Annotated in this window: 25 protein-coding genes, 1 pseudogene and 1 riboswitch; of the genes and pseudogenes, 13 read left to right on the top strand and 13 right to left on the bottom strand. The window is 69.3% G+C overall.

The window, feature by feature from the left end; translation table 11 throughout:
* Positions 1-2 precede the first annotated feature (2 nt).
* Positions 3-2,501: a zinc-dependent metalloprotease gene (locus tag OR37_RS03035; protein WP_004615728.1), complete on the top strand. Its 2,499-nt coding sequence runs from the start codon at positions 3-5 to the stop codon at positions 2,499-2,501.
* Here OR37_RS03035 and OR37_RS03030 read toward each other — a convergent pair.
* Positions 2,498-3,298, bottom strand: a complete 801-nt coding sequence (locus OR37_RS03030; RefSeq protein ID WP_004615725.1) for an ORF6N domain-containing protein — start codon at positions 3,296-3,298, stop codon at positions 2,498-2,500. The two genes, OR37_RS03035 and OR37_RS03030, sit on opposite strands and share 4 nt — an antisense overlap.
* 125 nt (positions 3,299-3,423) lie before the next feature.
* Positions 3,424-3,514: riboswitch (glycine riboswitch) on the top strand.
* Positions 3,515-3,678: 164 nt separating this feature from the next.
* On the opposite strand from OR37_RS03030, the gene gcvT reads away from it, so the two are divergent.
* The 6 genes and pseudogenes from gcvT to OR37_RS03000 all read left to right on the top strand — a co-directional run bounded on the left by gcvT (position 3,679) and on the right by OR37_RS03000 (position 9,184).
* A complete protein-coding gene (gcvT, locus tag OR37_RS03025; protein ID WP_004615723.1) occupies positions 3,679-4,788 on the top strand; it encodes a glycine cleavage system aminomethyltransferase GcvT in 1,110 nt (369 codons plus the stop codon).
* Positions 4,789-4,807: 19 nt separating this feature from the next.
* Positions 4,808-5,176: pseudogene (gene gcvH / locus OR37_RS03020) on the top strand (glycine cleavage system protein GcvH); the annotation flags it as partial.
* A gap of 106 nt (positions 5,177-5,282) precedes the next feature.
* Positions 5,283-6,629, top strand: coding sequence for an aminomethyl-transferring glycine dehydrogenase subunit GcvPA (gene gcvPA, locus OR37_RS03015; RefSeq protein ID WP_004615721.1), 1,347 nt, complete (start codon positions 5,283-5,285; stop codon positions 6,627-6,629).
* Positions 6,626-8,200 carry an aminomethyl-transferring glycine dehydrogenase subunit GcvPB gene (gcvPB, locus tag OR37_RS03010; RefSeq protein ID WP_004615720.1) on the top strand — a complete coding sequence of 525 codons (1,575 nt, stop codon included), beginning with the start codon at positions 6,626-6,628 and terminating at the stop codon, positions 8,198-8,200. The genes gcvPA and gcvPB overlap by 4 nt, the downstream gene beginning before the upstream one ends.
* Before the next feature lie 133 nt (positions 8,201-8,333).
* Positions 8,334-8,741 (top strand): hypothetical protein, encoded by a 408-nt coding sequence (locus OR37_RS03005; RefSeq protein WP_004615719.1) that lies wholly within the window; start codon positions 8,334-8,336, stop codon positions 8,739-8,741.
* A 17-nt stretch (positions 8,742-8,758) separates the two neighbouring features.
* On the top strand, positions 8,759-9,184 hold the full coding sequence (locus OR37_RS03000) for a hypothetical protein (protein ID WP_035016912.1): 426 nt from the start codon (positions 8,759-8,761) through the stop codon (positions 9,182-9,184).
* 3 nt (positions 9,185-9,187) lie between these two features.
* On the opposite strand, the gene OR37_RS21610 is transcribed toward OR37_RS03000, so the two are convergent.
* A complete protein-coding gene (locus OR37_RS21610) occupies positions 9,188-9,406 on the bottom strand; it encodes a hypothetical protein (protein WP_004615717.1) in 219 nt (72 codons plus the stop codon).
* Between the two features lie 237 nt (positions 9,407-9,643).
* Between OR37_RS21610 and OR37_RS21605 the strand changes: the two genes are divergently transcribed.
* Positions 9,644-9,997, top strand: a complete 354-nt coding sequence (locus OR37_RS21605) for a hypothetical protein (RefSeq protein WP_131368802.1) — start codon at positions 9,644-9,646, stop codon at positions 9,995-9,997.
* A 9-nt stretch (positions 9,998-10,006) separates the two neighbouring features.
* Here the strand turns inward: OR37_RS21605 and OR37_RS02990 are convergent, their stop codons facing one another.
* The 5 genes from OR37_RS02990 to OR37_RS02970 form a co-directional block, all read right to left on the bottom strand.
* A complete protein-coding gene (locus OR37_RS02990; RefSeq protein WP_004615716.1) occupies positions 10,007-10,516 on the bottom strand; it encodes a F0F1 ATP synthase subunit B in 510 nt (169 codons plus the stop codon).
* Positions 10,517-10,526: 10 nt separating this feature from the next.
* Entirely contained in the window at positions 10,527-11,063 is a 537-nt protein-coding gene (locus tag OR37_RS02985; RefSeq protein ID WP_004615715.1) for a F0F1 ATP synthase subunit B family protein, read from the bottom strand.
* Positions 11,064-11,195: 132 nt separating this feature from the next.
* The gene (locus OR37_RS02980; protein WP_004615714.1) at positions 11,196-11,420 is read right to left on the bottom strand and encodes a F0F1 ATP synthase subunit C; all 225 of its coding nucleotides are present in this window, start codon (positions 11,418-11,420) and stop codon (positions 11,196-11,198) included.
* A 49-nt stretch (positions 11,421-11,469) separates the two neighbouring features.
* The gene (locus tag OR37_RS02975) at positions 11,470-12,231 is read right to left on the bottom strand and encodes a F0F1 ATP synthase subunit A (RefSeq protein WP_004615711.1); all 762 of its coding nucleotides are present in this window, start codon (positions 12,229-12,231) and stop codon (positions 11,470-11,472) included.
* Positions 12,232-12,236: 5 nt separating this feature from the next.
* Positions 12,237-12,617, bottom strand: coding sequence for an AtpZ/AtpI family protein (locus tag OR37_RS02970; protein WP_004615710.1), 381 nt, complete (start codon positions 12,615-12,617; stop codon positions 12,237-12,239).
* Positions 12,618-13,021: 404 nt separating this feature from the next.
* Between OR37_RS02970 and OR37_RS02965 the strand changes: the two genes are divergently transcribed.
* Both OR37_RS02965 and OR37_RS02960 read left to right on the top strand, forming a co-directional pair.
* Positions 13,022-13,411, top strand: a complete 390-nt coding sequence (locus OR37_RS02965) for a DUF6481 family protein (RefSeq protein ID WP_004615709.1) — start codon at positions 13,022-13,024, stop codon at positions 13,409-13,411.
* Between the two features lie 67 nt (positions 13,412-13,478).
* Positions 13,479-14,258, top strand: coding sequence for a TSUP family transporter (locus OR37_RS02960; protein WP_004615708.1), 780 nt, complete (start codon positions 13,479-13,481; stop codon positions 14,256-14,258).
* A gap of 156 nt (positions 14,259-14,414) precedes the next feature.
* Here the strand turns inward: OR37_RS02960 and OR37_RS02955 are convergent, their stop codons facing one another.
* The 4 genes from OR37_RS02955 to OR37_RS02940 form a co-directional block, all read right to left on the bottom strand.
* Positions 14,415-17,858, bottom strand: coding sequence for an AAA family ATPase (locus tag OR37_RS02955; RefSeq protein ID WP_004615707.1), 3,444 nt, complete (start codon positions 17,856-17,858; stop codon positions 14,415-14,417).
* Positions 17,859-17,878: 20 nt separating this feature from the next.
* Positions 17,879-18,487: a thioredoxin domain-containing protein gene (locus OR37_RS02950; RefSeq protein WP_004615706.1), complete on the bottom strand. Its 609-nt coding sequence runs from the start codon at positions 18,485-18,487 to the stop codon at positions 17,879-17,881.
* On the bottom strand, positions 18,487-19,110 hold the full coding sequence (locus OR37_RS02945; protein ID WP_004615705.1) for a DsbA family protein: 624 nt from the start codon (positions 19,108-19,110) through the stop codon (positions 18,487-18,489). Before OR37_RS02945 ends, OR37_RS02950 begins: the two co-directional genes overlap by 1 nt.
* A gap of 145 nt (positions 19,111-19,255) precedes the next feature.
* Complete coding sequence (locus OR37_RS02940) at positions 19,256-19,795, bottom strand: DUF721 domain-containing protein (RefSeq protein WP_004615704.1); 540 nt, start codon at positions 19,793-19,795, stop codon at positions 19,256-19,258.
* Positions 19,796-19,842: 47 nt separating this feature from the next.
* Here OR37_RS02940 and mutY point away from each other — a divergent pair, with 47 nt between their 5' ends.
* Both mutY and OR37_RS02930 read left to right on the top strand, forming a co-directional pair.
* Positions 19,843-20,892 (top strand): A/G-specific adenine glycosylase, encoded by a 1,050-nt coding sequence (gene mutY, locus OR37_RS02935; RefSeq protein WP_004615703.1) that lies wholly within the window; start codon positions 19,843-19,845, stop codon positions 20,890-20,892.
* Between the two features lie 62 nt (positions 20,893-20,954).
* Positions 20,955-21,557 (top strand): hypothetical protein, encoded by a 603-nt coding sequence (locus tag OR37_RS02930; RefSeq protein WP_004615702.1) that lies wholly within the window; start codon positions 20,955-20,957, stop codon positions 21,555-21,557.
* A 202-nt stretch (positions 21,558-21,759) separates the two neighbouring features.
* Here the strand turns inward: OR37_RS02930 and OR37_RS02925 are convergent, their stop codons facing one another.
* Both OR37_RS02925 and OR37_RS02920 read right to left on the bottom strand, forming a co-directional pair.
* Entirely contained in the window at positions 21,760-22,836 is a 1,077-nt protein-coding gene (locus tag OR37_RS02925; protein WP_004615701.1) for a site-specific DNA-methyltransferase, read from the bottom strand.
* Positions 22,837-22,962: 126 nt separating this feature from the next.
* The gene (locus OR37_RS02920) at positions 22,963-23,601 is read right to left on the bottom strand and encodes a ribonuclease HII (RefSeq protein ID WP_035016884.1); all 639 of its coding nucleotides are present in this window, start codon (positions 23,599-23,601) and stop codon (positions 22,963-22,965) included.
* A 127-nt stretch (positions 23,602-23,728) separates the two neighbouring features.
* Between OR37_RS02920 and OR37_RS02915 the strand changes: the two genes are divergently transcribed.
* Positions 23,729-24,277, top strand: coding sequence for a hypothetical protein (locus OR37_RS02915; protein WP_004615699.1), 549 nt, complete (start codon positions 23,729-23,731; stop codon positions 24,275-24,277).
* Positions 24,278-24,283: the final 6 nt, after the last annotated feature.

Below are 24,283 nucleotides of genomic sequence, written 5' to 3'. Positions count from 1 at the left end.
TCATGAAGTCGTCCGTGGTCGTCAGCTTGTTGGCGAGTGTCTGCGTCAGCGCCATCGCCGCGCCGGCCTGGGCGGAGAAGGCCAAGCCCCAGACCGACAAGTTCGCCGAGCTGACCGCCGGTCTCGAGCGCAAGGACGGCCTGGTCCCGGTGTTCGTCGATCGGAAGGACAACCGCGTCTACCTGCTGCTGCCCAAGCCGGGCGCGGACGGGATCGCCGGGCGGTATCTCTACCAGACCTATCTGCGGGCCGGCCTGGGCTCGAACCCGACGGGGCTGGACCGTTCGGCGCCGGGTGACACCCAGATCATCGCGTTCCGCAAGGTGGGCGGCAAGGTCGTCGCCCAGTTCGAGAACTGGGGCTTTTCGGCCGCGCGCGGCTCGGCCGACGAGCGCGCGGCGGTCGCCGAGTCCTTCCCGATCTCCAGCGTGTGGTCCAACACCGTCGAGGCGCAAGGCCCGGACGGCCGGCTGCTGGTCGACGTCACCACCTTCCTGACCCGCGACGCCCAGGGGATCGCCAAGACCCTCAAGCGCAGCAAGCAGGGCGACTTCCGCCTGAACGACGGCCTCTCCTACGCCGACACCGGCGAGGTGAACGTCTTTCCCCGGAACGTCGAGCTGGAGGCGGTCGAGACCTTCGTCGGCGACGATCCGGGGGGCGAGGTGCGCGGCATCGTTCCCGACCCGCGCAATGTCACATTGGTGCTGCACCACTCGCTGGTGGCCCTGCCGGAGCCGGGCTTCGTCCCGCGCCAGAACGATCCGCGCGTCGGGGTCATCGACCACGTGGTGGCCGACTATTCCGCGCCGCTGAGCGAGCCGATCGTCTACCGGTTGGCCCATCGCTTCCGCCTGGAGAAGACCGATCCCGCCGCCGCCCGCTCGCCGGTCAAGAAGCCGATCGTCTTCTACGTCGACCGCGCCGCGCCCGAGCCGGTGCGCTCGGCGCTGATCGAGGGCGGTCGCTGGTGGAACCAGGCGTTCGAGGCCGCCGGCTTCATCGACGCCTTCCGGGTCGAGGTGCTGCCCGAGGGCGTCAGTCCGCTGGACGCGCGCTACAACGTCGTCAATTGGGTACACCGCCAGACGCGCGGCTGGTCCTACGGCCACGAGGTCGTCGACCCGCGCACGGGCGAGATCGTCAAGGGCGACGTGCTGCTGGGCTCGCAGCGCATCCGCCAGGACCGGTTGATCTTCGAGGGGCTGGAAGGCGCCGACAAGACCGGCAAGGGCGGGCCTAACGACCCGATCCAGATCTCCCTGGCGCGCCTGCGCCAGCTGGCCACGCACGAGATCGGCCACTCGATCGGTCTGCAGCACAATTTCGCCGCCAGCACCTATGGCGGCCGCGCCTCGGTGATGGACTATCCGGCGCCGAAGATCGCGATCAAGGACGGCCAGCTGGACTTCTCCGACGCCTATGCGCGCGGCGTGGGCGTCTGGGACCGGTTCGTGATCGACTGGCTGTACGCGCCCGCCCCGGCGGGGAGCGACGAGAAGGCCTGGCTGAAGGCCAAGGCCGACAAGAGCCAGGCCGACGGCCTGCGCTATGTCTCTGACGAGGACGCCCGCGCGGCCGACACGCCCCATCCGCTGGGCGCGGTATGGGACAACGGCTCCGATCCAGTGGCCGAGCTGGAACACGTGATGGCGGTGCGCAAGATCGCGCTCGATCGCTTCGGCCTGGGCAATCTGCCCAAGGGCGCCTCGGTGGCCGACCTGAGGCGGGTCATCGCGCCGATCTACATCTTCCAGCGCTATCAGGTCGACTCGACGGCCAAGCTGGTCGGCGGGGTCGACTTCACCTACGGCGCCGAGGGCGACGGCCACGAGGCCTCCAGGATCGTGCCGGCCGATCGCCAGGTCGCCGCCATCGACGCCCTGCTGCGGACCCTCGCGCCGGCGGCGCTGGATCTTTCCGACAAGACCCTGGACCTGCTGAGCTCGGGCCAGTCGCAATCGACCGACCACGCCTACGAGATCGAGACCCTGGGCCAGGGACCGGTCTTCGATCTGCCCGCCGCCGCCGAGGTGGCCGCCGATCTGGTCTGGAGCGACCTGTTCGCCGCGGCGCGCCTGAACCGCCTGGTCGAGGCCAAGCGCCGCGATCCGGCCCAACCAGGCGTCGACGGCCTGCTGGACAAGGCCCTGGCCTTCGTCGCCTTCGACGGCAAGGCGACGGGCCGCCAGGCCGAGCTGACGCGGCGCGTTCGCCAGCGTCTGGTGACCAGCCTGGCCCAGACCCTGGCCGACCGGGACCTCTCGCCGACCGCCGCGGCCCTGATCCGCGCCCGCCTCTCCGAGTGGGGCAAGGGGCTGAAGACCCTAACGCCAGGCGACGCGGCCGATCGCGCCCAGGCGCTGGTGTTGTCCGGCGTGGTCTCGGACCCGAGCGGCGGGCGCCTCGCGGCCCTGGTCGCCGACGGCAAGGGCAAGGTCGCCGTCCCGCCCGGTCCGCCGATCGGGGAAGACGACTGGTTCGGCGACCTGGCGCTTTAGGCCCGCTCCAGGTCCTTCAGCACGCCCAGCAAGTCCTCGACGCCGCCGCGCTCGAGATATTGCTGGGCTGCCAGCACGAGGCGCAGCTGTTTGGCCAGCAGGGCCAGTTGGCGATGCTGATTCTCGGTGGCGCGAAGGGCGGTCTCGGCCTCCAACGCCTCGGCTTCGGCCAGCAGCTTGCGAACCTCGGCCAGGGTCTTCTCGTTCTGGACGCCGGCCTTGCGGAGATACTCCTTGAGGCTGGCCAGGCCTTCGGCGGCCAGCGCCTTGGCCTCGTCGCGGATGGTGGTCTGGGCGACGGGATCGGCGATGGCGTCCAACACACGACCCAGGGCGTCGTTGAGCTTTCCCGCCAGAGTGACGCGGGCCTGTACCTCCAGCGGGGGCAGTCGCCGAGCGTCGATCAGCCTTGGAAGGTTGCTGCCATCGGGCGCTTTGCGCCGAGTCTCGACGAAGACGTTGATGATGAAGCGCGTGGCGACGATCGCCTGCTCGGATTTCACCACGGTCGCGGCCATGACCACGCCGTGCTCGGTGAAGACGTAGGGGCGGTGGCGCCGGCCGCCTCGGCCCGCGTTTGAGGTCGCAAAATGCGACCTCAAAGATTCAAACTCAGCGGCGGTCATTTGGAAGGCGAAGTTCTCGAACTTCTCGGGGTTGCGCTTGACCTGTTCGTTCAGCCGCTTGCTCTCGACGGCGAACAGTCGCGCGAGATCGGAATCCAGGATGACGTGCTGGCCGCGCAGTTCGAACACGTCGAGGCGTTGCGGAGTTTCCGCCGGCAAGGTCCCCTCCATGTGGGTCGCTCGTCGATATCCCATTTTAGGATATCAACTTTGACATGTTCTACAATTGTTCGCAATCGCCGGGCGCGACGCCACCTCCGTCGTTGACTCTCGTCCCCGCCTCGCCCTAAGAGCCCAGGACCCCAGCGGGAGACATCGGGATTCGCTCCCGAGGCCGAAGGCGCAACCGCCCCGGAAACGCTCAGGCAAAAGGACCGCTCGGGTTTAGGAACGCTGGAAAGTAGCCGTCCGACAAGGCGGCTCGCCGAAGGAGCAAGGCTGACCCCAAGCAGCAGAGGGGGAAGGCCGGAATCTCTCAGGTCAAAGGGACAGCGGGGGCGACTTGCCGGCGGACGCCGGTCCCGTCGCCGACCCCGCTTGGAGCCCGTTCCTTGTCCGAAGATCTCAAGAAGACCCCGCTGTACGACGCCCACGTCGCCGCCGGCGCGCGCATGGTTCCGTTCGCGGGCTATTCCATGCCGGTGCAGTACAAGGACGGGGTGCTGAAGGAGCATCTCTGGACCCGCGAGCACGCCGGCCTGTTCGACGTCTCGCACATGGGCCAGGCGCGCTTGCGCGGCGAAAACCCGGCCAAGAGCTTCGAGAAGGTCGTCTCGGCCGACTATCAGGGCCTCAAGCCTGGCAAGCAGCGCTACGGCGTGCTGCTGAACGCCGGGGGCGGGATCATCGACGACCTGATGACCGCGCGTCCGGACGACGACGGCCTGTTCGTGGTGGTCAACGGCGCCTGCAAGGACAACGACTACGCCATCATCGCCCGCGAGCTGGCCGGCGAGGCCACGGTGACCCGCCTGGAGGACCGCGCGCTGCTGGCGCTGCAAGGCCCGGAGGCCGCCGCCGTGCTGGCCGCCCACGTCCCGGAAGCCGCTGAGATGGTGTTCATGGACGCTAGGGCCCTGACCGCTTTCGGCGTCGACGCCATCGTTTCCCGCTCGGGCTACACCGGCGAGGACGGCTACGAGATCTCGGTGCCCGCCGACGCCGCCGAGCGCGTCTGGAACACCCTGCTGGCCGACGAACGCGTCAAGCCGATCGGCCTGGGCGCTCGCGACAGCCTGCGCCTGGAAGCCGGCCTGCCGCTGTACGGCCACGACCTGGACGAGACCGTCTCGCCGATCGAGGCCGGCCTGAACTTCGCCGTCGGCAAGTCGCGCCGCGAGGCCGGCGACTACCTCGGCGCGGATCGCATCGCCAAGGAACTGGCCGGCGAGCTCACCCGCGTCCGCGTGAACCTGAAGGTTCTGGAGGGTGCTCCGGCCCGCGAAGGCGCCGAGATCGCCGACGAGGCCGGCGCCGTGATCGGCAAGGTGACCAGCGGCGGCTTCGCCCCCAGCCTGGGCTACCCCATCGCGATCGGCTTCGCGCCTCCCGCCTACGCGGCGATCGGGACCAAGCTAAAGGTCATCGTCCGCGGAAAGGCCGCCGCCGCCGAGGTGGTCGCCAGCCCGTTCGTTCCGAACCGTTACGTCCGCAAACTCTAAATCAAGCCAAGGGCCGACACAGATGCGCTTCACCAAGGATCATGAATGGGTCGTCGTCGAGGGCGACGTGGCCACCGTCGGCATCACCGCCTACGCCGCCGAGCAACTGGGCGACGTGGTGTTCGTGGAAGTCCCCGAGGCCGGCAAGACCGTCAAGCAAGGCGACCAGCTGGCCGTCGTCGAGAGCGTCAAGGCCGCCTCGGACGTATACGCCCCGGTGTCGGGTGACGTCGTCGAGGGCAACGCCGAGCTGTCGGACGCCCCGGAAACCGTCAACGCCCTGCCGGAAAGCGGCGGCTGGTTCGCCAAGATCAAGCTCGCCAACCCGGCCGAGGTCGACGCTCTGATGGACCGCGACGCCTACGAAGCCTACCTGGGCACTCTGTAAGAACCTCCCCCCTTGATGGGGGAAGGCCAGGGGCGGGGGTGACCCCGCCGCCCTAGCCACCCCATCCCCACCCTTCCCCTAAGAGGGAAGGGAGCAGGACAGAAACATGCGCTACCTCCCCCTGACCCCCGAAGATCGCGCCGAGATGCTCGGCGTGATCGGCGTCAAGTCGATCGACGACCTGTTCGTCGACGTGCCGGCCTCGGCGCGCCGCGACGCGCCCGTCGACCTGCCGCGCTTCGCCGGCGAGCTCGACGTCGAGCGCGAGATGACGGCCCTGGCCCGTCGCAACCGCTCGGCGGGGGAGGGGCCGTTCTTCTGCGGGGCCGGCGCCTATCGCCACCACGTGCCGGCCACGGTCGACCACATCATCCAGCGGTCGGAGTTCCTGACCAGCTACACGCCCTACCAGCCGGAAATCGCCCAGGGCACCTTGCAGGTCCTGTTCGAGTTCCAGACCCAGGTCGCGGCCCTGACCGGCATGGAGGTCGCCAACGCCTCGCTCTATGACGGCTCGACCGGCGCGGCCGAGGCCGTGATGATGGCCCACCGCGTCACCCGCCGGAGCAAGGCGGTGATGTCGGGCGGCGTCCATCCGCACTATGTCGGCGCGATCGAGACCCTGGCTCACGCCGCTGGCGTCGAGACAGCCCGGATGCCGGCGGCCATCGACGCCGAGGACGCGGTGATCGCCGCGATCGACGCCGACACCGCCTGCGTCGTCGTCCAGACCCCGAACGTGTTCGGCACGGTCACCGACGTGACCAAGATCGCCGAGGCGGCCCACGCCGCCGGCGCCCTGCTGATCGTCGTCACGACCGAAGCGGTCTCGTATGGCCTCTTGAAGTCGCCCGGCGAGATGGGCGCCGACATCGCCGTGGCCGAGGGCCAGTCGATCGGCAACGGCCTGAACTTCGGCGGCCCCTATGTCGGCCTGTTCGCCTGCAAGGAAAAGTTCGTCCGCCAGATGCCGGGCCGCCTGTGCGGCGAGACGGTCGACGCCGACGGCAAGCGCGGCTTCGTGCTGACCCTGTCGACCCGCGAGCAGCACATCCGCCGCGACAAGGCGACGTCGAACATCTGCACCAACAGCGGCCTCTGCGCCCTGGCGTTCTCGATCCATATGAGCCTGCTGGGCGAGGTGGGGCTGCGCAAGCTGGCCGGGCTCAATCACCAGAAGGCCCTGGCCCTGCGCGACGCCCTGGCGGCCGTGCCCGGCTATGAGATCCTGACGCCGCGCTTCTTCAACGAGTTCGCGGTCCGCGTCCCGGGCAACGCGGCCGAACTGGTCGAGACCCTGGCCAGCCACGGCGCGCTGTTTGGCGTGCCGTTCTCGCGTCTCGACGCCAGCGCGGGCATGGACGACGTGCTGCTGGTCGCCGCCACCGAGACGACGCTGGACGTCGACATCACTTTCCTGACCAAGCTGCTGACCAAGGTGGTGGGCCAATGAGCATGAACAACGTCGGCCGCCCCACGCGCCCCGAAACCGCCAACGATGCTGGCGGCCATGAAACCCTGACCGGCGGTCGCGGCCTGCTGCAGGACGAAGCCCTGATCTTCGAGCTGAACGGCTGGACCAAGACCGGGGTCGACCTGCCGGACGCCGCCGCGCCGTCGAGCGACCTGGCCGGCCTGCTGCGGTCCGAACCGATCGGCCTGCCGGGCCTCTCCGAGCCCGAAGCCGTTCGCCACTATGTGCGCCTGTCGCAGAAGAACCACGCGATCGACCTGGCGCTCTATCCGCTGGGCTCGTGCACGATGAAGCACAACCCGCGCCTGAACGAGAAGATGGCGCGCCTGCCGGGCTTCTCCGACATCCACCCGCTGCAACCGCAGTCGACGGTGCAGGGCGCCCTGCAGCTGATGGACCGCCTGGCCCACTGGCTGAAGACCCTGACCGGCATGCCCGCCGTCGCCCTGTCGCCCAAGGCCGGCGCGCACGGGGAACTCTGCGGCCTGCTGGCCATCCGGGCGGCCCACGAGGCGGCCGGCAACGGCCACCGCAAGACGGTGCTGGCCCCGACCAGCGCCCACGGCACCAACCCGGCCACGGCGGCCTTCGTCGGCTACACCGTCGTCGAGATCGCCCAGACCGAGGACGGCCGCGTCGACCTGAAGGACCTGGAGGCCAAGCTCGGCGACCACGTGGCCGCCATCATGGTCACCAACCCCAACACCTGCGGCCTGTTCGAGCGCGACGTCGTCGAGATCGCCCGCCTGACCCACGCGGCGGGGGCCTATTTCTACTGCGACGGCGCCAACTTCAACGCCATTGTCGGCCGGGTGCGGCCGGGCGACCTGGGCGTCGACGCCATGCACATCAACCTGCACAAGACCTTCTCGACGCCGCACGGCGGCGGCGGTCCGGGCGCGGGTCCGGTGGTGCTGTCGGAAGCCCTGGCCCCGTTCGCCCCCACCCCGTGGCTGGTCCATGACGCGGGCGGCTTCTCGCTGGTCGAGCACGCCGGCGAGGCGGGGGCGGAAACCGCCTTCGGCCGGATGAGCGCCTTCCACGGCCAGATGGGCATGTACGTCCGCGCCTATGCCTACATGCTGAGCCACGGCGCCGACGGCCTGCGCCAGGTCGCCGAGGACGCGGTCCTGAACGCCAACTACGTCAAGGCCCGCCTGAAGGACGTGATGAGCCCGGCCTTCCCGGACGGTCCGTGCATGCACGAGGCGCTGTTCGACGACAGCTGGCTGGAAGGCACGGGGGTGACCACGCTCGACTTCGCCAAGGCGATGATCGACGAGGGCTTCCACCCGATGACCATGTACTTCCCGCTGGTCGTCCACGGCGCGATGCTGATCGAGCCGACGGAAACCGAGAGCAAGCAGGAGCTGGACCGCTTCATCGAAGCGCTTCGGGCCCTGGCCGGCGCGGCCAAGGCAGGGGACGCGGAGCGCTTCAAAGGCGCGCCGTTCCACGCGCCGCTGCGGCGTCTCGACGAGACCTTGGCGGCCCGCAAGCCCCGGTTGAGGTGGAAACCTGTGGCCGAGGCGCCACTGGCGGCTGAATAGCATTCTCCATACCCCCGGTGCGACCGGAGGGCGCCTTTACGGCGCCCTCTCGGGTCCACATATCGGGGATGCGCGTCGGGTGATCTGGCTGTTCCAGGGAGCAAGCGAAGCGCCAGCCCGTTTTGTCCGTCCGATGACCGCCCTTTCGTTCGCCTCGCCGCGCGTCCGCCGCTCCGCCGATGACCTGGCGGCGCGTGTTCTGCGTCTATTGCTGGTGGCGCTGGGCGCGCTGATCGTCGTGGCGGGCTTCCTGATCGCGCCCCTGCCCGGGCCGATGGGCCTGCCGGTCGCGGTGATCGGCCTGATGCTCATCCTGCGCAACTCGTTCAAGGCGCGGAAGCATTTCGTCCGCTTCCAGCACGCCCATCCCAAGCTGGTCTTCCCGATCCGCCGGCTGCTGCGCCGCGAGCCCGAGGTGGTCGCCGTGGCCTGGCAGCAGACGCTGCGGGTCGAGCGCGTCGTGGCGCCGCGCCGGTGGCGGGTCGCCGCCCGCTGGCGTCGGTCTCTCAAGCGGCGCGCGGCCCAGCGAGGCCAGCGGTGAACGTCGCGGCCTCGACCATGGACGACATCAAGCACAGACTGCGGCGCCGGGCGCGCCTGGCCCTGCTGCTGCGGGAATCGGCCGCGCGCGCGTTCCGCTGGATCGCCATCGGCTTCGGCGCGCTGATCATCCTGGCCGGCGCGGTGCTGACGCCCTTGCCTGGACACCTGGGCCTGCCGCTGCTGGTCATCGGCCTGATGATCGTGCTGCGCTACTCGTTCCAGGCGCGTAAGACCTTCATCCGCTGGCAGAAGCGCCACCCCAAGCTGGTCTTCCCGATCCGCCGCCTGATGCGCCGCGAGCCGGAAGTGCTGCTGGTCGTCTGGCAGCAGATGCTCCGCACCGAGAAGATGGTCCTGCGCAAGGCCCGCTGGCGCCTGCTGGTCAAGACCCGCAAGCGCGTGAAGACCTACGTCGCGCGGAAGATGGCGAAGGCGGGGTAGGGGCTAGATCCAGTCCCCGCTGGTCGCCATCAGGCAAAGCAGGGCGCCGATCGCCGCGAACCAAGTGTTGGCCAAGCCCCAGCCTACGAAGAATAGACGCGTGTCCCTGTTGAGAACCGCACTAGCGATCGACGACAGCAGGGTCGAGATGAGGGCCGCGAGCGCGAATGGTCCAGCGAGCGGCAAAATGCGGCCATACGCTCCCGCCGGCGCCCAGTTCATCGACGTCCAGTAAGCGAGCAAGACCCACGGCAGCGGTAGGACCATAGCCCAGATGAGCCGACGGGAAAGGCCGAGTTCATGGCGCCAGCGGGTGAGAGGCGCCCACAATAGGGGGACGAGCGCGATGAGGCCCCAACCCTGAGGGGGGGCCTGCAAGACCGTGAAGAGCGGCGCGAGGAGATGGTTCACCCGCCCAGGCTAGCGGCGCCGCCTTCACTTGTCTCCGGCCCACGTCACGTGGGCGAAGACGAACCCGCCAAGACGGAGCTCGCCACGCGCGCCGAACAGAAGCTGGCCAGATATCCCCCGTCGAAGGTTCGCCTAAGGTGCCGCTCGGACCTGGCGCTAACGGCGCTTCCCACGCTGCTGCTCGGCGACGGTCGCTTCGAAACGCTGCTTGGCCGAATAGACCGCCCACAGCCTATATCCGACGACGGCCACGAGGGCGACAAGGCAAAGGGCGAGCGCAAGCTTAACGGTCTTCGTCACAACACCTCTCCGGTCCGTGGCGAGTATTCAAACGTTGGAGTTGCGGGCAAGGAAAAAGGCGCGGACCTTGCGATCCGCGCCCTTCCTTTTGTCTACCCGTGACGCCGGCCGCTATTGCAGCTTGGCGCCCAGCTGGCTGATGGCCGCGTCGGCGAGCGGGTCGCTCGCGGCGCCGGCCAGGCGGGCGGCCAGGACGGCCTCCGCGGCCTGGGCGGCGAGGTCCACCGCGGCGGCCTTGACGTCGGCGGCGGCCTGGGCCTCGGCCTGGGCGATCTTGCGTTCGGCCATCTCGGCGCGGCGCTTGATCTGCTCCTCGAGCTTTTCCTTGGCTTCCACGGCCAGACGCTGGGCGTCGGCCTTGGCGGCTTCCAACATGCCCGCGGCCTGGCGCTCGGTTTCCTCGCGCTGGGCCTTGACGTCCGCGAGCAGGGCCTGGGCCTCTTCCCGCAGCTGCTGGGCTTCGTCGAGCTCGGCCTTGATCTTGGCCGCGTAGCCGTCCAGGGCGCCGAACAGCGCGCCCGGCAGGACCTTCAGAACTACCAGTAGGCCGAAGAAGATCACCAGGGCGACCAGAACCCAGAATTCCGGGTTCGACAGGCTGAACAGGGATTCGTGTTCCATCTTCAGCCCCTTAAGCCAGCGCCGACTTCAGCTCGGCGGCCGTGGCCGCCTTGCCGGTCAGCTTCTCGACGATCGCGCCGGCGGTGTCCTGGGCCACCTCGCGGACGTGGCTCATGGCCTGGTCGCGGGCGGTCTGGATCGAAGCCTCGGCCGCGGCCAGCTTCTCGGCCAGCACGGCCTCTTCCTTGGCCTGACGCTCGGCGGCTTCGGCCGAGGCCTTGGCCTTGGCGTCCGCGGCGGTCTTCTGGGCCTTGGCGCGCGCCTCGGCGACCTCGGCGGCGGCCGCGCGAGCCTGGGCCTCGGCCTCGTCCTTCATGCGACGGGCGTCGGCGATGTCGCCGGCGATCTTGGCGCCGCGTTCCTCGATCGCGCCGCTGACGCGGGGCAGCAGCCCCTTCGACAGCACCGTGTAGAGCACGGCGAAGATGAGCAGCAGCCAAACGATCTGGCCGCCCCAGTGCTCGAACTGCAGCTGCGGAAGGCCGCCGCTTTCGTGCTTCTGGGGGGCTCCCGTCGTCTCGACCGTGCCTTGATGTTCCGTCGCCATGGGCGAAGGCGCCTCTCAGCTAGAGCGTTGTCCCGGCGGAGCGAAAGCGCCCGGCGCCTGGACGACGCGAGAATATGACGAGATCCGGGGCGCGCGCCTCCCGAGGGAAGGCGCCACGCCCCGGGGATGGGATTACGAGAACAGGATCAGGAAGGCGATGACGAGGGCGAAGATGCCCAGGGCTTCCGTCAGAGCCATGCCCAGGAACAGCATCGGGCGCTCTTGAGCGGCGGCCGTCGGGTTGCGCAGGGCGCCTTGGAAGTAGTTGCCGAACATCACGCCCAGGCCAACGCCCGCGCCGATCATGCCGAGCATGGCCAGACCAGCGCCGATGTACTTAGCAGCAGCAGCGTCCATGATTGAGACTCCTTGAGAAGGGTATGTAGGTTGAAAGACTAGAGGGTGATCAGTGGCTGTCGAGGTGCAGCACGTCGTTGAGATAGACGCAGGCAAGCACCGCGAACACGAAGGCCTGAAGGAAGGCCACCATGAACTCGAGGGCCGTCAGGGCGACGACGGAAGTGAGGGCCAGGGCCGAACCGGCCCAGCCCAGGACGCCGAGACCGCCCAGGGCGATCACGAAGCCGGCGAAGATCTTGAGCACCACGTGGCCGCCCAGCATGTTGCCGAACAGACGAAGGCCCAGGGTGATCGGACGGATCAGGAACGAGATGATCTCGATCGGCGTCAGCAGGATGTACAGCGGCCACGGCACGCCCGACGGGAAGAACAGCTTGAAGAACTTGAAGCCGTTCTTGGCGAAGCCGACGATCACCACGGTGGCGATGACCATCAGGCCCAGGGTCAGGGTCACGGCCAGCTGCGAGGTCGAGGTGAAGACCAGGAACATGCCCTGCATGTTCATGAACAGCACGAAGGCGAACAGGGTGAAGACGAACGGCAGGAACTTCTTGCCGTCGTGGCCCATGATCGACTCGGCCAGGCCGTCGACCAGCCCGTACAGCATCTCGCCCACCGCCTGCAGGCGGCCCGGCACCACGGCGCGGCGCGCGGCCAGGGCGTAGAAGCCCATGACCAGCAGCGAGGCCGAGATCATCGCGGCCACCGAGTTGGTGATCGACAGGTCGATAGCGCCCAGGCCGGGAACGGTCACGGTGGGCAGTTCCACGATCTTCTGGATCTGGAACTGGTGCATCGGATCGGCCATCGGCCCTAGTCTCTCTTCTGCTTGGGGACGGTTGACCCGTCTCCCGTGTGTCCGTCGTCGGTCCCTTGCGAGGTGGCCGCCGACGCCTGCGCGCTCATTTTCGTCGCCTTGCGGACGACGGAGAAAATCGCGAGTCCCAGACCGATCAGCAGGCCGCCGACCATGCCCCAGGGGCTCGTATGGACGTAGTGGTCGAGAAGCCAGCCGAAGCCAAGACCCACCAGCACGCCCCCGATCATGTCCGCCAGCAGACGGTAGCCGTCCTGCTGGGCCCTTTCGGTCGCCGCTTTCGCGGGCTTTTCCGCCGCCTTCCTCGCCTCGAACGCGTCGAGCCGAGCGTCGAGGCTGCTTAGAGCCTTGTCGTTCGGTTCGTCGGCCTTGGGCATGGGAAGCGGCAGGTCCGAAAACGCCGCGGACGCGCCTAAACGAGGCGCTTTTCCGGCCGGCTTGATCGGCGCGGAACCTATAGACCTCGCCGCGGTGCGTCAAGGTGAGCGCTTCAGAGGGCAAGTGACGGTATTACTTAAGGATTTCGGCCGCGGCTTCAAGGAGGGGCAAAACCGTCTCCTTTTCCGCCTTTTCGCCGCTACGGAAACCGCTCGCCTCTATTTCGGCGCGATCCCTCGATCCTGGGCGCCGGGCCCTACCGCGAGCGGGAACCCGACCCTATCTGATGTGTGTTCTTTATACGCCGCCTCCCCTAGGCAAGAGGCGGCGAAGCCCGATGACGCATTGATTTTTTCGCCAATCTGGGTTTAAGAGCCGCCGCCTCCAAACAACACGAAGATTCATGTCGCACCTGAAGAACACCGGATTCGCCGATCGTATTTCCGCCCAACAGGAAGCCAAGAAGGCGATGCTGGCCAAGTTCAAGCCAAAGCCCGCCGTCCAGGACCCTGATTTCGACAAGCGTGAGGAGCTGCGCGCCGCCGAACTGGAAGCCGTCCGCGCCGCCCGCGCCGAAGCCAAGGAAAAGGCCCGCCTCGAAGCCCTCGCCCGCGAGGAAGAGCTGATGGCCGCCAAGCGCGCCGAGCGCAAGGAGCGCAAGGCCCTCGAAGCCGCCGAGATGCGGGTTCGCAAGGAAGAAAAGGCCAAGGAGCGCGAAGAGCTCCGCGCCCTGGGCAAGCCGACCAACAGCAAGCAGTCCCGCGCCCACCAGTGGGCCAGCCTGCTGGGCTAGGAGACAAGGGGTCCTTCGGGGCCCCTTTTTCTTTGCCTGAAAAGGCGATCCGCGCGATGAGCCGTCCATGGTTCATCTCGACGTCATCGCTGGCCTGTTCGTGGTCGCGGCCTTGGCCGGCGCGCTGGACGCCATCGCCGGCGGCGGCGGTCTCGTGACCCTGCCGGCCCTGCTGCTGGCGGGGCTGTCGCCGGTGCAGGCCCTGGGCACCAACAAGCTGCAGGGGGCGGTCAGCGCCATCTCCTCGACCAGCGCCTTCGCCCGGCGCGGGCTGATCGACTGGAAGTCCGCCTTGCCGGTCGCGCTGGCCGCCGCCGCAGCGGGTCTGTGCGGCGCGCTGTGCGCCAGCCTGTTGTCCCCTCAGCTGCTGCGCGCCGTCGTGCCCATCCTGCTGATCGGCATCGCGCTCTATTTCGGCTTCTCCCGCGCGCTCAAGAGCGAGGACGTCGCGCCGCGCCTGGCGCTGATCCCGTTCGCCTGTTTCGTCGCGCCCCTGGTCGGCTTCTACGACGGGATCTTCGGACCCGGCGCCGGCGCCTTCTACATGGTGGCGATCGTCACCCTGCTGGGCTACGGCGTGCTGAAGGCCACCGCCCACACCAAGCTGGCCAACGCCGCCAGCAATCTGGGCAGTCTGTCCCTGTTCGTCCTGAAGGGCGTGGTCATCTGGCCGGTGGGCCTGGCCATGGCGCTGGGAGCGTTCATCGGGGCCCAGGTGGGCTCGCGCCTGGCCATGCGCTTTGGACCCCGGCTGATCCGGCCGCTGCTGGTGGTGATCTCGTGCGCCATGGCGGTGAAGCTGCTGGCCGATCCGGCCAATCCGATCAGACAGGCGATCGGCTTCTAAGCCGCTGAGCGCCCCCCTCCGTCACGCTGCGTATCCGCAGCGCGCCACCTCCCCTGTTTCACGGGTGAGGAGGAACCGCGCTCTTCTCCTCCCACGCAAAGCGGGGGAGGTGGATCGGCGCGGATACGCGACGAGACAGAGGGGGGCGGTCGGCTTCTAAGCCGCGACCAGCTTTTCGGCCGTGCTCAGGTCCACGCTGACCAGCTGGCTCACGCCGCGCTCGGCCATGGTGACGCCGAACAGGCGGTCCATGCGGCTCATGGTCACCGGATTGTGGGTGATGGCGATGAAGCGCGTCTGGGTGCGGCGGCGCATCTCGTCCAGCATGTTGCAGTAGCGATCGACATTGGCGTCGTCGAGCGGCGCGTCGACTTCGTCCAGCACGCAGATCGGGGCCGGATTGGCCAGGAACACGCCGAAGATCAGGGCGCTGGCGGTCAGGGCCTGCTCGCCGCCGCTCATCAGGCTCATGCTGGCCATGCGCTTGCCGGGCGGGCAGGCGAAGATCTCCAGGCCCGCCTCCAGAGGGTCTTCGCTCTCGATCAGCTTCAGCTCGGCCTGACCGCCGCCGAACAGGGCCTGGAAAAGGGTCTGGAAATTGGCGTTGATGACGTCGAAGGCGGCCAAGAGCCGTTCACGACCCTCGGCGTTCAGCTCCTCGATGCCGGCTCGCAGCTTGGTCACCGCGCCCGACAGGTCGGCGCGTTCGGTGCGCATGGTCTCCAGGCGTCCGGCGTATTCCTGGGCCTCCTCCTCGGCGCGCAGGTTGACCGGCCCGATGGCGTCGCGCTCGCGTTCCAGGGCGAACAGGTGGGCCTCGACGCCCGCGGCGTCCTTGGGCACGGCCACGGCCTCGCCCGCGACGTGGCGGCCCAGCTCCTCCGGCTCCATCCGGGCCTGCTCGCGGATCGCGGCGGCGACCTCGGCGAAGCGCTGGCGGGCGCCGTCCAGGTGGGCGACCAGGGCCGCGCGCGCCTCGCGGGCCTCGCCGGCCGCCTGTTCGGTCGCGCGGGCGGCGCGGTCGGCATTGATCCGGTTGGTCTCGGCGGTCTCCAGGGCGTCGCTGGCCTTGGCGCGGCGGGCCTCGGCGGCGGCGAACTGGTCCAGCAGGACCAAGAGTCGCTCTTGCAGGACGGCCGGCGCCTCGCGGGCGGCTTCCAGCGCGGCGGCCGCCTTGACGCGATCGTCTTCGAGGGCGTCGGCGCGCTTGGCGGCGGTCTCGGCGCGGCGGGCCCAATCGCCGCGATCGCGCTCCAGGCTTTCCAGCCGGCGCTGGCGGCCGGCGCGTTCGCGGGTCTCGACATCCAGGGCCGTGCGGGCGGCGCTGGCCGCCTCGCGCGCCTGGGCCGAGGCCTGGCGGGCCTCCGCGAGTTGCGGTCGCAGGTCGCCCGAGGTCTGGGCGGCGGCATGGGCCTGGCGGGCCTCCGCCAGGGCCGCGTCGGCCTCGGTCTTCTCGGCCTCGAAACGGGCGATGGTGTCGTCCAACGACTGGGCGCGGGCCGCCCGCAGCGCCTGTTCGCGTTCCAGCTTGGCGACCTGCTCGCGCGCGCCGTTCAGCAGCCGCTCGGCGTCCGGCGGGCCGCGCCGCCGGTCGCGCAGCAGGTCCTCGACGGCGCGCATCCGGTCGGCGGCGGCCTTCAAGGCGGCGGCGGTGGCGTCGGCGCGCGGCGCCAGGACATCGATCTCGGCCTCGACCTCGGCCAGGCGCGTGCGCTGCTCCAGGCGGATCGCGGCGGGCTTGGGCGCGTCGGCGCGGGCCACGAAGCCGTCCCAGCGCCAGAGGTCGCCCTCGCGGGAGACCAGGCGCATCCCCGGCTTGAGGTCTTTCTGGAGCCGGTCGCCATCGGCGCGCGCCACCACGGCGACGTGCGAGAGGCGGGCCGCCAGGGCGGCCGGCGCCTTGACCCGCGGGGCCAGCGGCTCGGCGCCTTCCGGCCAGATCGGCGCGGACGCCTCGGCTCCGCCCCAGTAGGACGGCGCCTTGGCGTCCAGGGCCGCGTCCAGGTCGTCGCCCAGCGCCGCCGCCAGCGCCGCGCCATAGCCCTTGTCGGGCGAGACGCTGTCCAGCGCCGGGGTGTGGCCGCTCTTGGCGCGCGGCGCGGTCAGCTGGGCCAGGCCTCGGGCTTCGGTGCGCAGGCGGCCTAGCTGATCCTCGACATTGCGGGCCAGCTGCCGGGCCAGGGCCTCCTGTTCGGCGGCCTTGACGCGTTCGGCCTCGGCTTCCTCCAGCGCCGCGCGGGCGGCGGCCAGGGCGGCCTCGGCGTTGGCGAAGCGCTGGCGGGCGTCGGCGGCGGCGGGATCGATCTCGGGACCGATCGCCGCCCGCTCGGCCTTGGCCTGGTCGAGGGCGCGGTTCGTGCGATTGGCGCGGGCCTCGGCTTCGGCGAGGCGCGTGGCGGCGGCGCGGCCTTGAGCCTCCTCGGCGGCGACCCGGGCGGCCAGGGTTTCGACGGCGGCCTCGGCGGCCGCGCGAGCTTCCTCGGCGGCTTGCGCGGCGGCGGCCAGTTCGGGACCCCGCTCGGGCGCGGCGGCGACCAGGGCGCGGACCTCCTCAAGCTCCGCGTCGATCCGCGACAGCGCTGTGGCGGCGTCGTCCTTGGCCTGGCTCTCGCGCGCCCGATCGGCGTCGATGCGGTCGAGATCGGCCTTCAGGCGCTCGAACTCGGCGGCGGCGGCCTCGGCCTCGCGTTCGGCGCGGTCCTTCTGGATAGCCAGTTGGCCCAGGACCGCCTGGGCGATCGTCGCCTCCTCGCGCAGCGGCGGCATCGCGGCCTCGGCCTCGGTGATCGCCACCTGGGCGGCGGCGCTGGCGCGGGCGGTGTCCTCGACCAGCCGCGCGGCCTCGGTGGCCTCGCGCTGGGTGCGCTCCAGCGTGTCGCGGGCCTCGGTCCAGCGGGTGTAGAGCACCGCCCCTTGCACGGCGCGGATCTCGGCCGACAGGCGTTTGTACTTCTCGGCCTGGCGGGCCTCGCGCTTGAGGCGGTTCAGGGCGGTCTCGAGCTCGCGGGCCACGTCCTCCAGCCGGGCGAGATTGGCCTCGGCGGCGCGCAGGCGCAGCTCGGCCTCGTGGCGGCGGGTGTGCAGGCCCGAGACGCCGGCGGCCTCTTCCAGGATGCGGCGGCGGTTCTGCGGCTTGGCGCCGATCAGCTCGCTGATCTGGCCCTGGCGGACCAGGGCCGGCGAGTTGGCCCCCGTCGAGGCGTCGGCGAACAACAGCTGCACGTCGCGGGCCCGCACCTCGCGGCCGTTGATCTTGTAGGTCGAGCCGGCCCCGCGATCGATGCGGCGGATCACCTCCAGCACCGGGTCGTCGTTGAACTGGGCCGGGGCGGTGCGGTCGGAATTGTCGATGGTCAGGGCGACGTCGGCGTGGTTCCGCGGCGGACGGCCGCCGCTGCCGGCGAAGATCACGTCGTCCATGCCGCCGGCGCGCATCGCCTTGGCCGAGTTGGCGCCCATCACCCAGCGCAGGGCTTCCAGCAGGTTCGACTTGCCGCAGCCGTTCGGGCCGACGATCCCCGTCAGCCCCGGCTCGATCCGGAACTCGGTCGGCTCGACGAAGGACTTGAAGCCCGAAAGGCGAAGGCGCTGGAACTGCATGAGGCCCTCCCCGGCGGGGCCTAGCCCTTCTTCGCGGCGGCGGCGGCGAAGGCCTTGGACAGGCCGGCGAACTCGAAGTCGCCGAGATATTCCGCGCCGTTCACGAAGAAGGTGGGCGTGTGCTCGATGTTCTGCTCATTCATCGCCCGGGCGAAGCGGTCGTTGACGCCCTTCAGCGCCACGGGATCGGCCAGGGCGTCGCTGAACTGCTTTTCGGTCAGGCCGTATTGCTTGCCGATCGCCTCCAGGCCCTCGAACAGATGCTCGCTGTCGTAGATCGCCTGCTGCTTCTCGAAAATGGTGGTCAGCACCTCGAAATACTTGCCCGGGACGCGGCGCGCCAGGATGAAGCCGGCGGCGGCGAACTCGTTGGGCGGGGTTAGGAATTCGCGGAACACCAGCCGCACCTTGCCCGTATCGATGAACGCCTTGCGCACCGACGGCAGCACCGTCGTCCACCAGTGGGCGCAGTGCGGACAGCTGGCCGAGGCGTAGACCACGAACTGCACGGGCGCCTTGGGCGCGCCCAGGACCATGTCGCCGGGCAGCGGCGGCAGGTGAGCGGCGCGCGCCAGCTCGGGGGCGGCCGCGACGGCGAGGCCGGACAAGAGAAGCGCGCGCCGGTCCATTATTTCGAGGCGTCCGCGATGGCCGCGTCCAGCTGGGCCAGGGTCTGTTCGCCGCCGTCCTCGCCGCCCAGGCGCTTGCCGTTGACCACGAAGGTCGGCGTGCCCTGGACGTTGTTGTCCTTCATCATCTTCTCGATGCGCTCGGCCGACTTGGCGGCGTTGTCGTCGCTGAGGCAGGCGGTGAACTGGGCCTCGTTCATGCCGGCGGCCTGGGCGATGGTCAGCAGCTCGCCGCGGATGTCGCCGCTGGTGAAGATGTTCCGCTGGGCGCGGTACAGGGCCTCGGTGACCTGGAAGTACTTATCCTTGCCGGCGCAGCGGGCCAGCATGGCGCCGGCGTTGGCCAGGCGCGGCTCGCCGGTCAGGGCCTCGCGATAGACATAGTTGATCTTGCCCGTGTCGATGTACTTGGCCTTGAAGGCCGGGAACACCTCGGCGTTCCAGCTGGCGCAGTGCGGGCAGGCGACCGAGGCGTACTCGATGACCGTGACCTTGGCGTTCGGATTGCCCAGGGTCATGTCCTCGGCGGTGACCTTGCCGCCCTTGGGTCCGCAGGCGGCGAGCGCGCCCAGCGAGGCGGTGAGGGCGACGGCGGTCAGGATCCGGCGGGTCAGGGGACGCATGGTCGGTGGTTTCCTCGAAACGAGAACGGCGAAGTTTAAGCGCGATTCTTAGGCCCCCAAAGAGGACCACGGAAAAGGGCGTCGATAAGGCTCCGCAACAGCGTGATCGTGGCGGCGTTGTCAATCGGATCGTCGGACCGGCGGCTCAGGTCTGATCGCGCAGCACGCCTCGGCCCAGCTTCATCAGGGCGTCCTTCAGCGCGCCATCGGGCTGGTCGGCCAGGCTGTCGGCGAGCTGCTTCTCCAGCGCCGCGTCCAGCGGCGGCTTGCGGCGGGGGCGCGGGGGCGCGGGGGCGACGGGCGCCTGGATCGGGCCCTGGACGATGCGGAGGCGCGTGACCACGCCCTTGCCCAGCAGCATGTCGAGGCGGGCGGTGATCTGCGGGGCCTGGTGCTGGATCAGCGAGGCCACCGGGCCGTCGACCCGCAACTCCAGCGCCCCGCCCTGGCCGCTTCGGCCCTTGATGATCCGGACGGGCTCGGTGCGGCGGGCCAGCGTGTCGCCGACGATCTCGCGCCAGCGGGCCCGCAGCGCGGCCGGACCCTGGCCGAAGCGGGTCTCGAGATCCTTCAGCAGCGGCGCCAGGCTCTTGCCGGCCGGCGGCGGGGGGCGGCGCTGCGGCTTGGTCCGCTTGGCGCGCAGGATCGCGATCGCTTCTTCGGGCGTGGGCAGGGGGCGGCGCATGGACGAAAGCTAGCATGAGGGCGGCCCTTCGCGGTAGGCGAGGGGGCATGAAGAACCGCGACGCCCTCCGTTCGGCCCTGCTGGCCTGGTACGACCGCCAGGCGCGGGCTCTGGCCTGGCGCGTCTCGCCGGCCGACCGCCGCGCCGGCGTCCGCGCCGATCCCTACCGCGTCTGGCTGTCGGAGGTGATGCTCCAGCAGACCACCGTGCCGCACGCCACGCCGTACTTCCTGAGCTTCACCCAGCGTTGGCCGACCGTATCGGACCTGGCGGCCGTCGATGACGGCGACCTGATGGCCGCCTGGGCGGGGCTGGGCTACTACGCCCGCGCCCGTAACTTGCTGGCCTGCGCCCGCGCCGTGGCCGGCCTGCACGACGGGGTCTTTCCGGACACCGAGGAGGGCCTGCGCGCCCTGCCCGGCGTCGGGGCCTATACCGCCGCCGCCGTGGCCGCGATCGCCTTCGACCGGCCGGCCAATGTCGTCGACGGCAATGTCGAGCGGGTGATGTCGCGGCTGTTCGCGGTCGAGACCCCTTTGCCGGACGCCAAGCCGGAGCTTAAGGCCCTGGCCGGCGGGCTGGTCACCGACGACCGCCCGGGCGACTGGGCCCAGGCGCTGATGGATCTCGGAGCGACCGTCTGCAAGCCGAAGGGACCGCTCTGTGACCGCTGCCCGGTTTCGGCCTGGTGCGCGGCGTTCAAGGGCGGCGCGCCCGAGACCTATCCGAGGAAGACCAGGAAGGCCGATCGTCCGCGCCGTCACGGCGTCGCCTATATCCTGACGCGCGGGGACGCGGTCGCCCTGGTCCGCCGTCCGCCCAAGGGCCTGCTGGGCGGGATGCTGGGCCTGCCGACCTCGGCGTGGCGGGCGAGCCCTTACGACGACGCCGAGGCGGTCGCCGCCGCGCCGGTCGCCGCGTCCTGGCGCGACCTGGGCGCGGTCGAGCACGTCTTCACGCACTTTTCGCTGACGCTGCGGGTGTTTGCCGCCGAGGGCGCGAACGCGGGCGACTTCGTCTGGACCCCGCGCGAGGGGCTAGGCGCCCTGCCCAGCGTATTCCTGAAAGCGGCGCGGGCGGCCGAGCGGCTGATCTAAATCGACTTGCGCCGAATGCTTGGGTTGTGTTTCAGATTTTTCGGCCTGAGGTGGGGGTTTGCATGTTCGGCCTTTTCCGCGCACGAAACGAGGTCGAGGCGTTCTGGACTTGGTTCGAGAAAAACGCCATCCGGATCACAAAAGCCGTCGATCGACAGGATCACTCCGTCATCATTCATGAATTGGGAGATCGGATCGCTAAGGCCGCGCCCGGCGTAGTGCATGAGATTGGCCGTTTGGACGGTCACACTGTCGAACTTATACTTTCCGCCGACGGCATTAAGGCCAATATTGCAGGTGTGCTCGCGCTGACCAAAGCCGCGCCGCGCGTGCAAGGTTTTGTTTTCACTGCTTTCAGGCGACGCTGGCCGGGATTGAGCCTCTGTGTTTTCGACACCAATGTCGCCGTGGACGACCTTCGCTACATCGCGGAGGATGGAGGAGATGGTAGGCTGGATTTGACCCTGTATCTGCGTGGGGATTGGGATCAGCGTCAGAGAACCATGATCGGCTTCCTGATGCTCGATCGGGCCCTCGGCGAATATGACGTCATGACCGGGTTGGGGCGCATCGAGATCGAGGCTGCGGGCGCCACAGAGCAGGGCAAGCCCTTTTCCGATATCGCCCTGGAATTCGATAGCTTCCGCGCCGCGACGGTTCACTAGAGCATTTTGCGGCCTGAATGCGTCGGGTGGAGCCCTAAGTCTTTGATTTAGAGTCTTTTTCCTCCAAGCTGACTGATCTAATCAGCTCGGAACGGGCTATAGAAAACCCTGGCGGGCAGGCGATCCGCCGAGCGGATCAGCCGAAGGGTCTTCCCGGGACCCTCCGACCGTCGATTACGCCGACGCCTTTCCCACAAGGTGTTCAGTTCATGCCTGCCCGCACCTGGGCGCGCAGCACGTCGATCGGCGCCAGGCCCGCGTCGGTCTTGAAGTGCCAGTAGGTCCAGCCGTTGCAGGCCGGGGCGCTCTGCACGAGCGCGCCGATCTTGTGGATCGAGCCCGACAGGTCGCCGACCGTGATCGAGCCGTCCGGGCGCACCTTGGCCACGTGCGTGCCCTTCGCGCAGTAGAGGGTGTCGCCCGGCGACAAGAGGCCGGCCTCGACGATCGTGCCGAACGGCACGCGCGGTTCGGCGCGCTTCGACCCCATGACCTCCAGGTCCTCCGGGGCGATCGGCGTGACCTTGGCGATGCGGGCCTTGGCGTGGTCGAGGTATTCGGCTTCGCGCTCAATGCCGATGAACTTGCGGCCCAGGCGCTTGGCGGCCGCGCCGGTAGTGCCGACGCCGAAGAACGGGTCCAGGATCACGTCGCCCGGCTTGGTGGTCGACAGGATCACCCGATAGAGCAGGGCCTCCGGCTTCTGGGTCGGGTGGGCCTTCTGGCCGTCGGCGCCCTTGACGCGCTCCTCGCCGGTGCACAGCGGGATGGTCCAGTCCGAGCGCATCTGCACCTCGTCATTGGCCATCTTCAGCGCGTCGTAGTTGAAGGTGTAGCGCTTGGCGTTCTGGCTCTTCGAAGCCCAGATCAGGGTCTCGTGGGCGTTGGCGAAGCGGGTGCCCTTGAAGTTCGGCATCGGGTTGGACTTGCGCCAGACGATGTCGTTCAGGATCCAGAAGCCCAGGTCCTGGATCGCCACGCCGACCCGGAAGATGTTGTGATAGCTGCCGATCACCCAGATCGCGCCGTCGTCCTTCAAGACGCGGCGGGCGGCCTTCAGCCATTCGCGTGTGAACTTGTCGTAGGCGGCGAAGCTCTCGAACTGGTCCCAGTGGTCGTCGACCGCGTCGACCTTGGAATTGTCGGGGCGCAGCAGGTCGCCGCCCAGCTGAAGATTATAGGGCGGATCGGCGAAGATCAGGTCGACCGACTTTTCCGGAAGGGCGTTCATCTGCTCGATGCAGTCGCCCAGGATGATGGTTTCCGGCCCGTACTTCATGGTCCCGATCCTCAAGAAACAGAACGGAATCATGAGTCTTGCTGGTAAATGCGTCGTCACCAGACGTGGTTAGCGGCGCGTTAACCCGCTGTTTTGAGTCCGATCAGACTCAAAATCTTCGAGCGATCAAAGATCTAGCTCGGCATTGACGGCCAGCTCGCCGGCCAGGGCGGCCTTGACCGGCGCCCAGCCCAGGCGGTGGATCGGCGAGGGGCCCAGTCGGCGCAGGCCCTCGACATGGATCGGCGCGTGATAGCCCTTGTGGCCGGCGAAGCCGTAGCCGGGATAGAGGGCGTCGGCCTCGATCATGATCCGGTCGCGGGCCTCCTTGGCCAGGATCGAGGCGGCGGCGATCGAGCACGACAGGCTGTCGCCCTTGACCACCGTCTTCACCGGACAGGGCAGCTTGAAGGCGTAGTTGCCGTCGACCAGGGCGAAGGCCGGCGTCACCGAGAGCCCCTCGACCGCCCGCCGCATGGCCAGGCCGGCGGCGTGCAGGATGTTGAGCTCGGCGATCTCCTGGGTCGAGGCCATGCCGACGCACCAGGCGATGGCGACGGCCTTGATCTCTTCCTCCAGGGCCGCGCGCGCCTTGGCCGAGAGCTTCTTGGAGTCGTTCAGCCCCTTGGGCACGCGATCGGGATCCAGGATCACCGCGCCGGCGCTGACCGGTCCCGCCCAGGGGCCGCGCCCGGCCTCGTCCACCCCGCAGACCGGTCCCTGTCCGCAGGCCAGTTCCAGCATCATGTCCGGTCCGGTCGCCATGCCCGCTGTTTAGGCGTGTTCGCGGGCGCGGGGAAGCGGCTCGAAGCGGAAGGTCGAAAGGGGCTGGGCCTGGGCTTCGACGTCTTGAGGCTTGGAAAACCGGGCGGAAGGCGGTTTAGAGAAGGGCATGTCCTTCGCCTCGCACGTCCTGCCGGTGGTCTGGCTGATCGCCGGCGTCCTGGCGCTCAGCTTCGTCATCCGGCCCAGCCCGCGGCTGCCGGTCTTCGCCACGCGCGGACGGTCGCTTATGGTGCTGGGCGCGCTGGGCGTCGTGGCGCTGGTGGTCGGCCTGCTGACGCCGAAGGCGCCGTCGCCGTCGCCGCGTCCGGCCGCCCCGCCGCCCGCGCCGACAAGCCCTCTGGTCGCCGATCGCGCCGCCGTCCAGGCGCGGCCCCAGGCCTATCTGACCCTCGAAAGCGTCACCGCCTTTCGCAAGGCCGACGGCGCGGTGCTGCTGACCGGGGCGGTGGTCAACACGACGGCCTTTTCGATCCGCGACACGCGTCTGAGCTGCCGGATGGCCAAGGGCGCGGCGGCGGCCGGGACCGTCGGCGCGACGGTGGCGGACGCGATCCCGCCTGGCGGCCGACTGATCTTCGCCGCCGTCAACCTGGGCAAGGCCGCCGCCCCCTGGGATCGCCAGACCTGCGAGATCGCCGAGGCGAAGGCCGACTAGGTTTAG

It is taken from the genome of Caulobacter vibrioides OR37 (genome assembly GCF_000372645.1).
In the GTDB taxonomy this organism is placed as follows: Bacteria; Pseudomonadota; Alphaproteobacteria; order Caulobacterales; family Caulobacteraceae; genus Caulobacter; species Caulobacter vibrioides_E.
Note: the sequence above shows the minus strand (reverse complement) of the source record. Positions and strands in the feature narration are given on the sequence as shown.

Coding starts and splice junctions, on each gene's coding strand:
- OR37_RS02950 (WP_004615706.1), bottom strand. CDS start 18,487: ATGGACCGGCGCGCGCTTCTCTTGTCCGGCCTCGCCGTCGCGGCCGCC.
- OR37_RS02915 (WP_004615699.1), top strand. CDS start 23,729: ATGTCCTTCGCCTCGCACGTCCTGCCGGTGGTCTGGCTGATCGCCGGC.
- OR37_RS03035 (WP_004615728.1), top strand. CDS start 3: ATGAAGTCGTCCGTGGTCGTCAGCTTGTTGGCGAGTGTCTGCGTCAGC.
- OR37_RS02955 (WP_004615707.1), bottom strand. CDS start 17,858: ATGCAGTTCCAGCGCCTTCGCCTTTCGGGCTTCAAGTCCTTCGTCGAG.
- OR37_RS02925 (WP_004615701.1), bottom strand. CDS start 22,836: ATGAAGTACGGGCCGGAAACCATCATCCTGGGCGACTGCATCGAGCAG.
- OR37_RS03030 (WP_004615725.1), bottom strand. CDS start 3,298: ATGGAGGGGACCTTGCCGGCGGAAACTCCGCAACGCCTCGACGTGTTC.
- mutY (WP_004615703.1), top strand. CDS start 19,843: ATGAAGAACCGCGACGCCCTCCGTTCGGCCCTGCTGGCCTGGTACGAC.
- OR37_RS02985 (WP_004615715.1), bottom strand. CDS start 11,063: ATGGCGACGGAACATCAAGGCACGGTCGAGACGACGGGAGCCCCCCAG.
- OR37_RS02990 (WP_004615716.1), bottom strand. CDS start 10,516: ATGGAACACGAATCCCTGTTCAGCCTGTCGAACCCGGAATTCTGGGTT.
- gcvPA (WP_004615721.1), top strand. CDS start 5,283: ATGCGCTACCTCCCCCTGACCCCCGAAGATCGCGCCGAGATGCTCGGC.
- OR37_RS02965 (WP_004615709.1), top strand. CDS start 13,022: ATGTCGCACCTGAAGAACACCGGATTCGCCGATCGTATTTCCGCCCAA.
- OR37_RS02940 (WP_004615704.1), bottom strand. CDS start 19,795: ATGCGCCGCCCCCTGCCCACGCCCGAAGAAGCGATCGCGATCCTGCGC.
- OR37_RS03000 (WP_035016912.1), top strand. CDS start 8,759: ATGGACGACATCAAGCACAGACTGCGGCGCCGGGCGCGCCTGGCCCTG.
- OR37_RS02975 (WP_004615711.1), bottom strand. CDS start 12,231: ATGGCCGATCCGATGCACCAGTTCCAGATCCAGAAGATCGTGGAACTG.
- OR37_RS02930 (WP_004615702.1), top strand. CDS start 20,955: ATGTTCGGCCTTTTCCGCGCACGAAACGAGGTCGAGGCGTTCTGGACT.
- OR37_RS21610 (WP_004615717.1), bottom strand. CDS start 9,406: ATGAACTGGGCGCCGGCGGGAGCGTATGGCCGCATTTTGCCGCTCGCT.
- OR37_RS02970 (WP_004615710.1), bottom strand. CDS start 12,617: ATGCCCAAGGCCGACGAACCGAACGACAAGGCTCTAAGCAGCCTCGAC.
- OR37_RS02920 (WP_035016884.1), bottom strand. CDS start 23,601: ATGGCGACCGGACCGGACATGATGCTGGAACTGGCCTGCGGACAGGGA.
- OR37_RS02945 (WP_004615705.1), bottom strand. CDS start 19,110: ATGCGTCCCCTGACCCGCCGGATCCTGACCGCCGTCGCCCTCACCGCC.
- OR37_RS03005 (WP_004615719.1), top strand. CDS start 8,334: ATGACCGCCCTTTCGTTCGCCTCGCCGCGCGTCCGCCGCTCCGCCGAT.
- gcvPB (WP_004615720.1), top strand. CDS start 6,626: ATGAGCATGAACAACGTCGGCCGCCCCACGCGCCCCGAAACCGCCAAC.
- OR37_RS02960 (WP_004615708.1), top strand. CDS start 13,479: ATGGTTCATCTCGACGTCATCGCTGGCCTGTTCGTGGTCGCGGCCTTG.
- OR37_RS02980 (WP_004615714.1), bottom strand. CDS start 11,420: ATGGACGCTGCTGCTGCTAAGTACATCGGCGCTGGTCTGGCCATGCTC.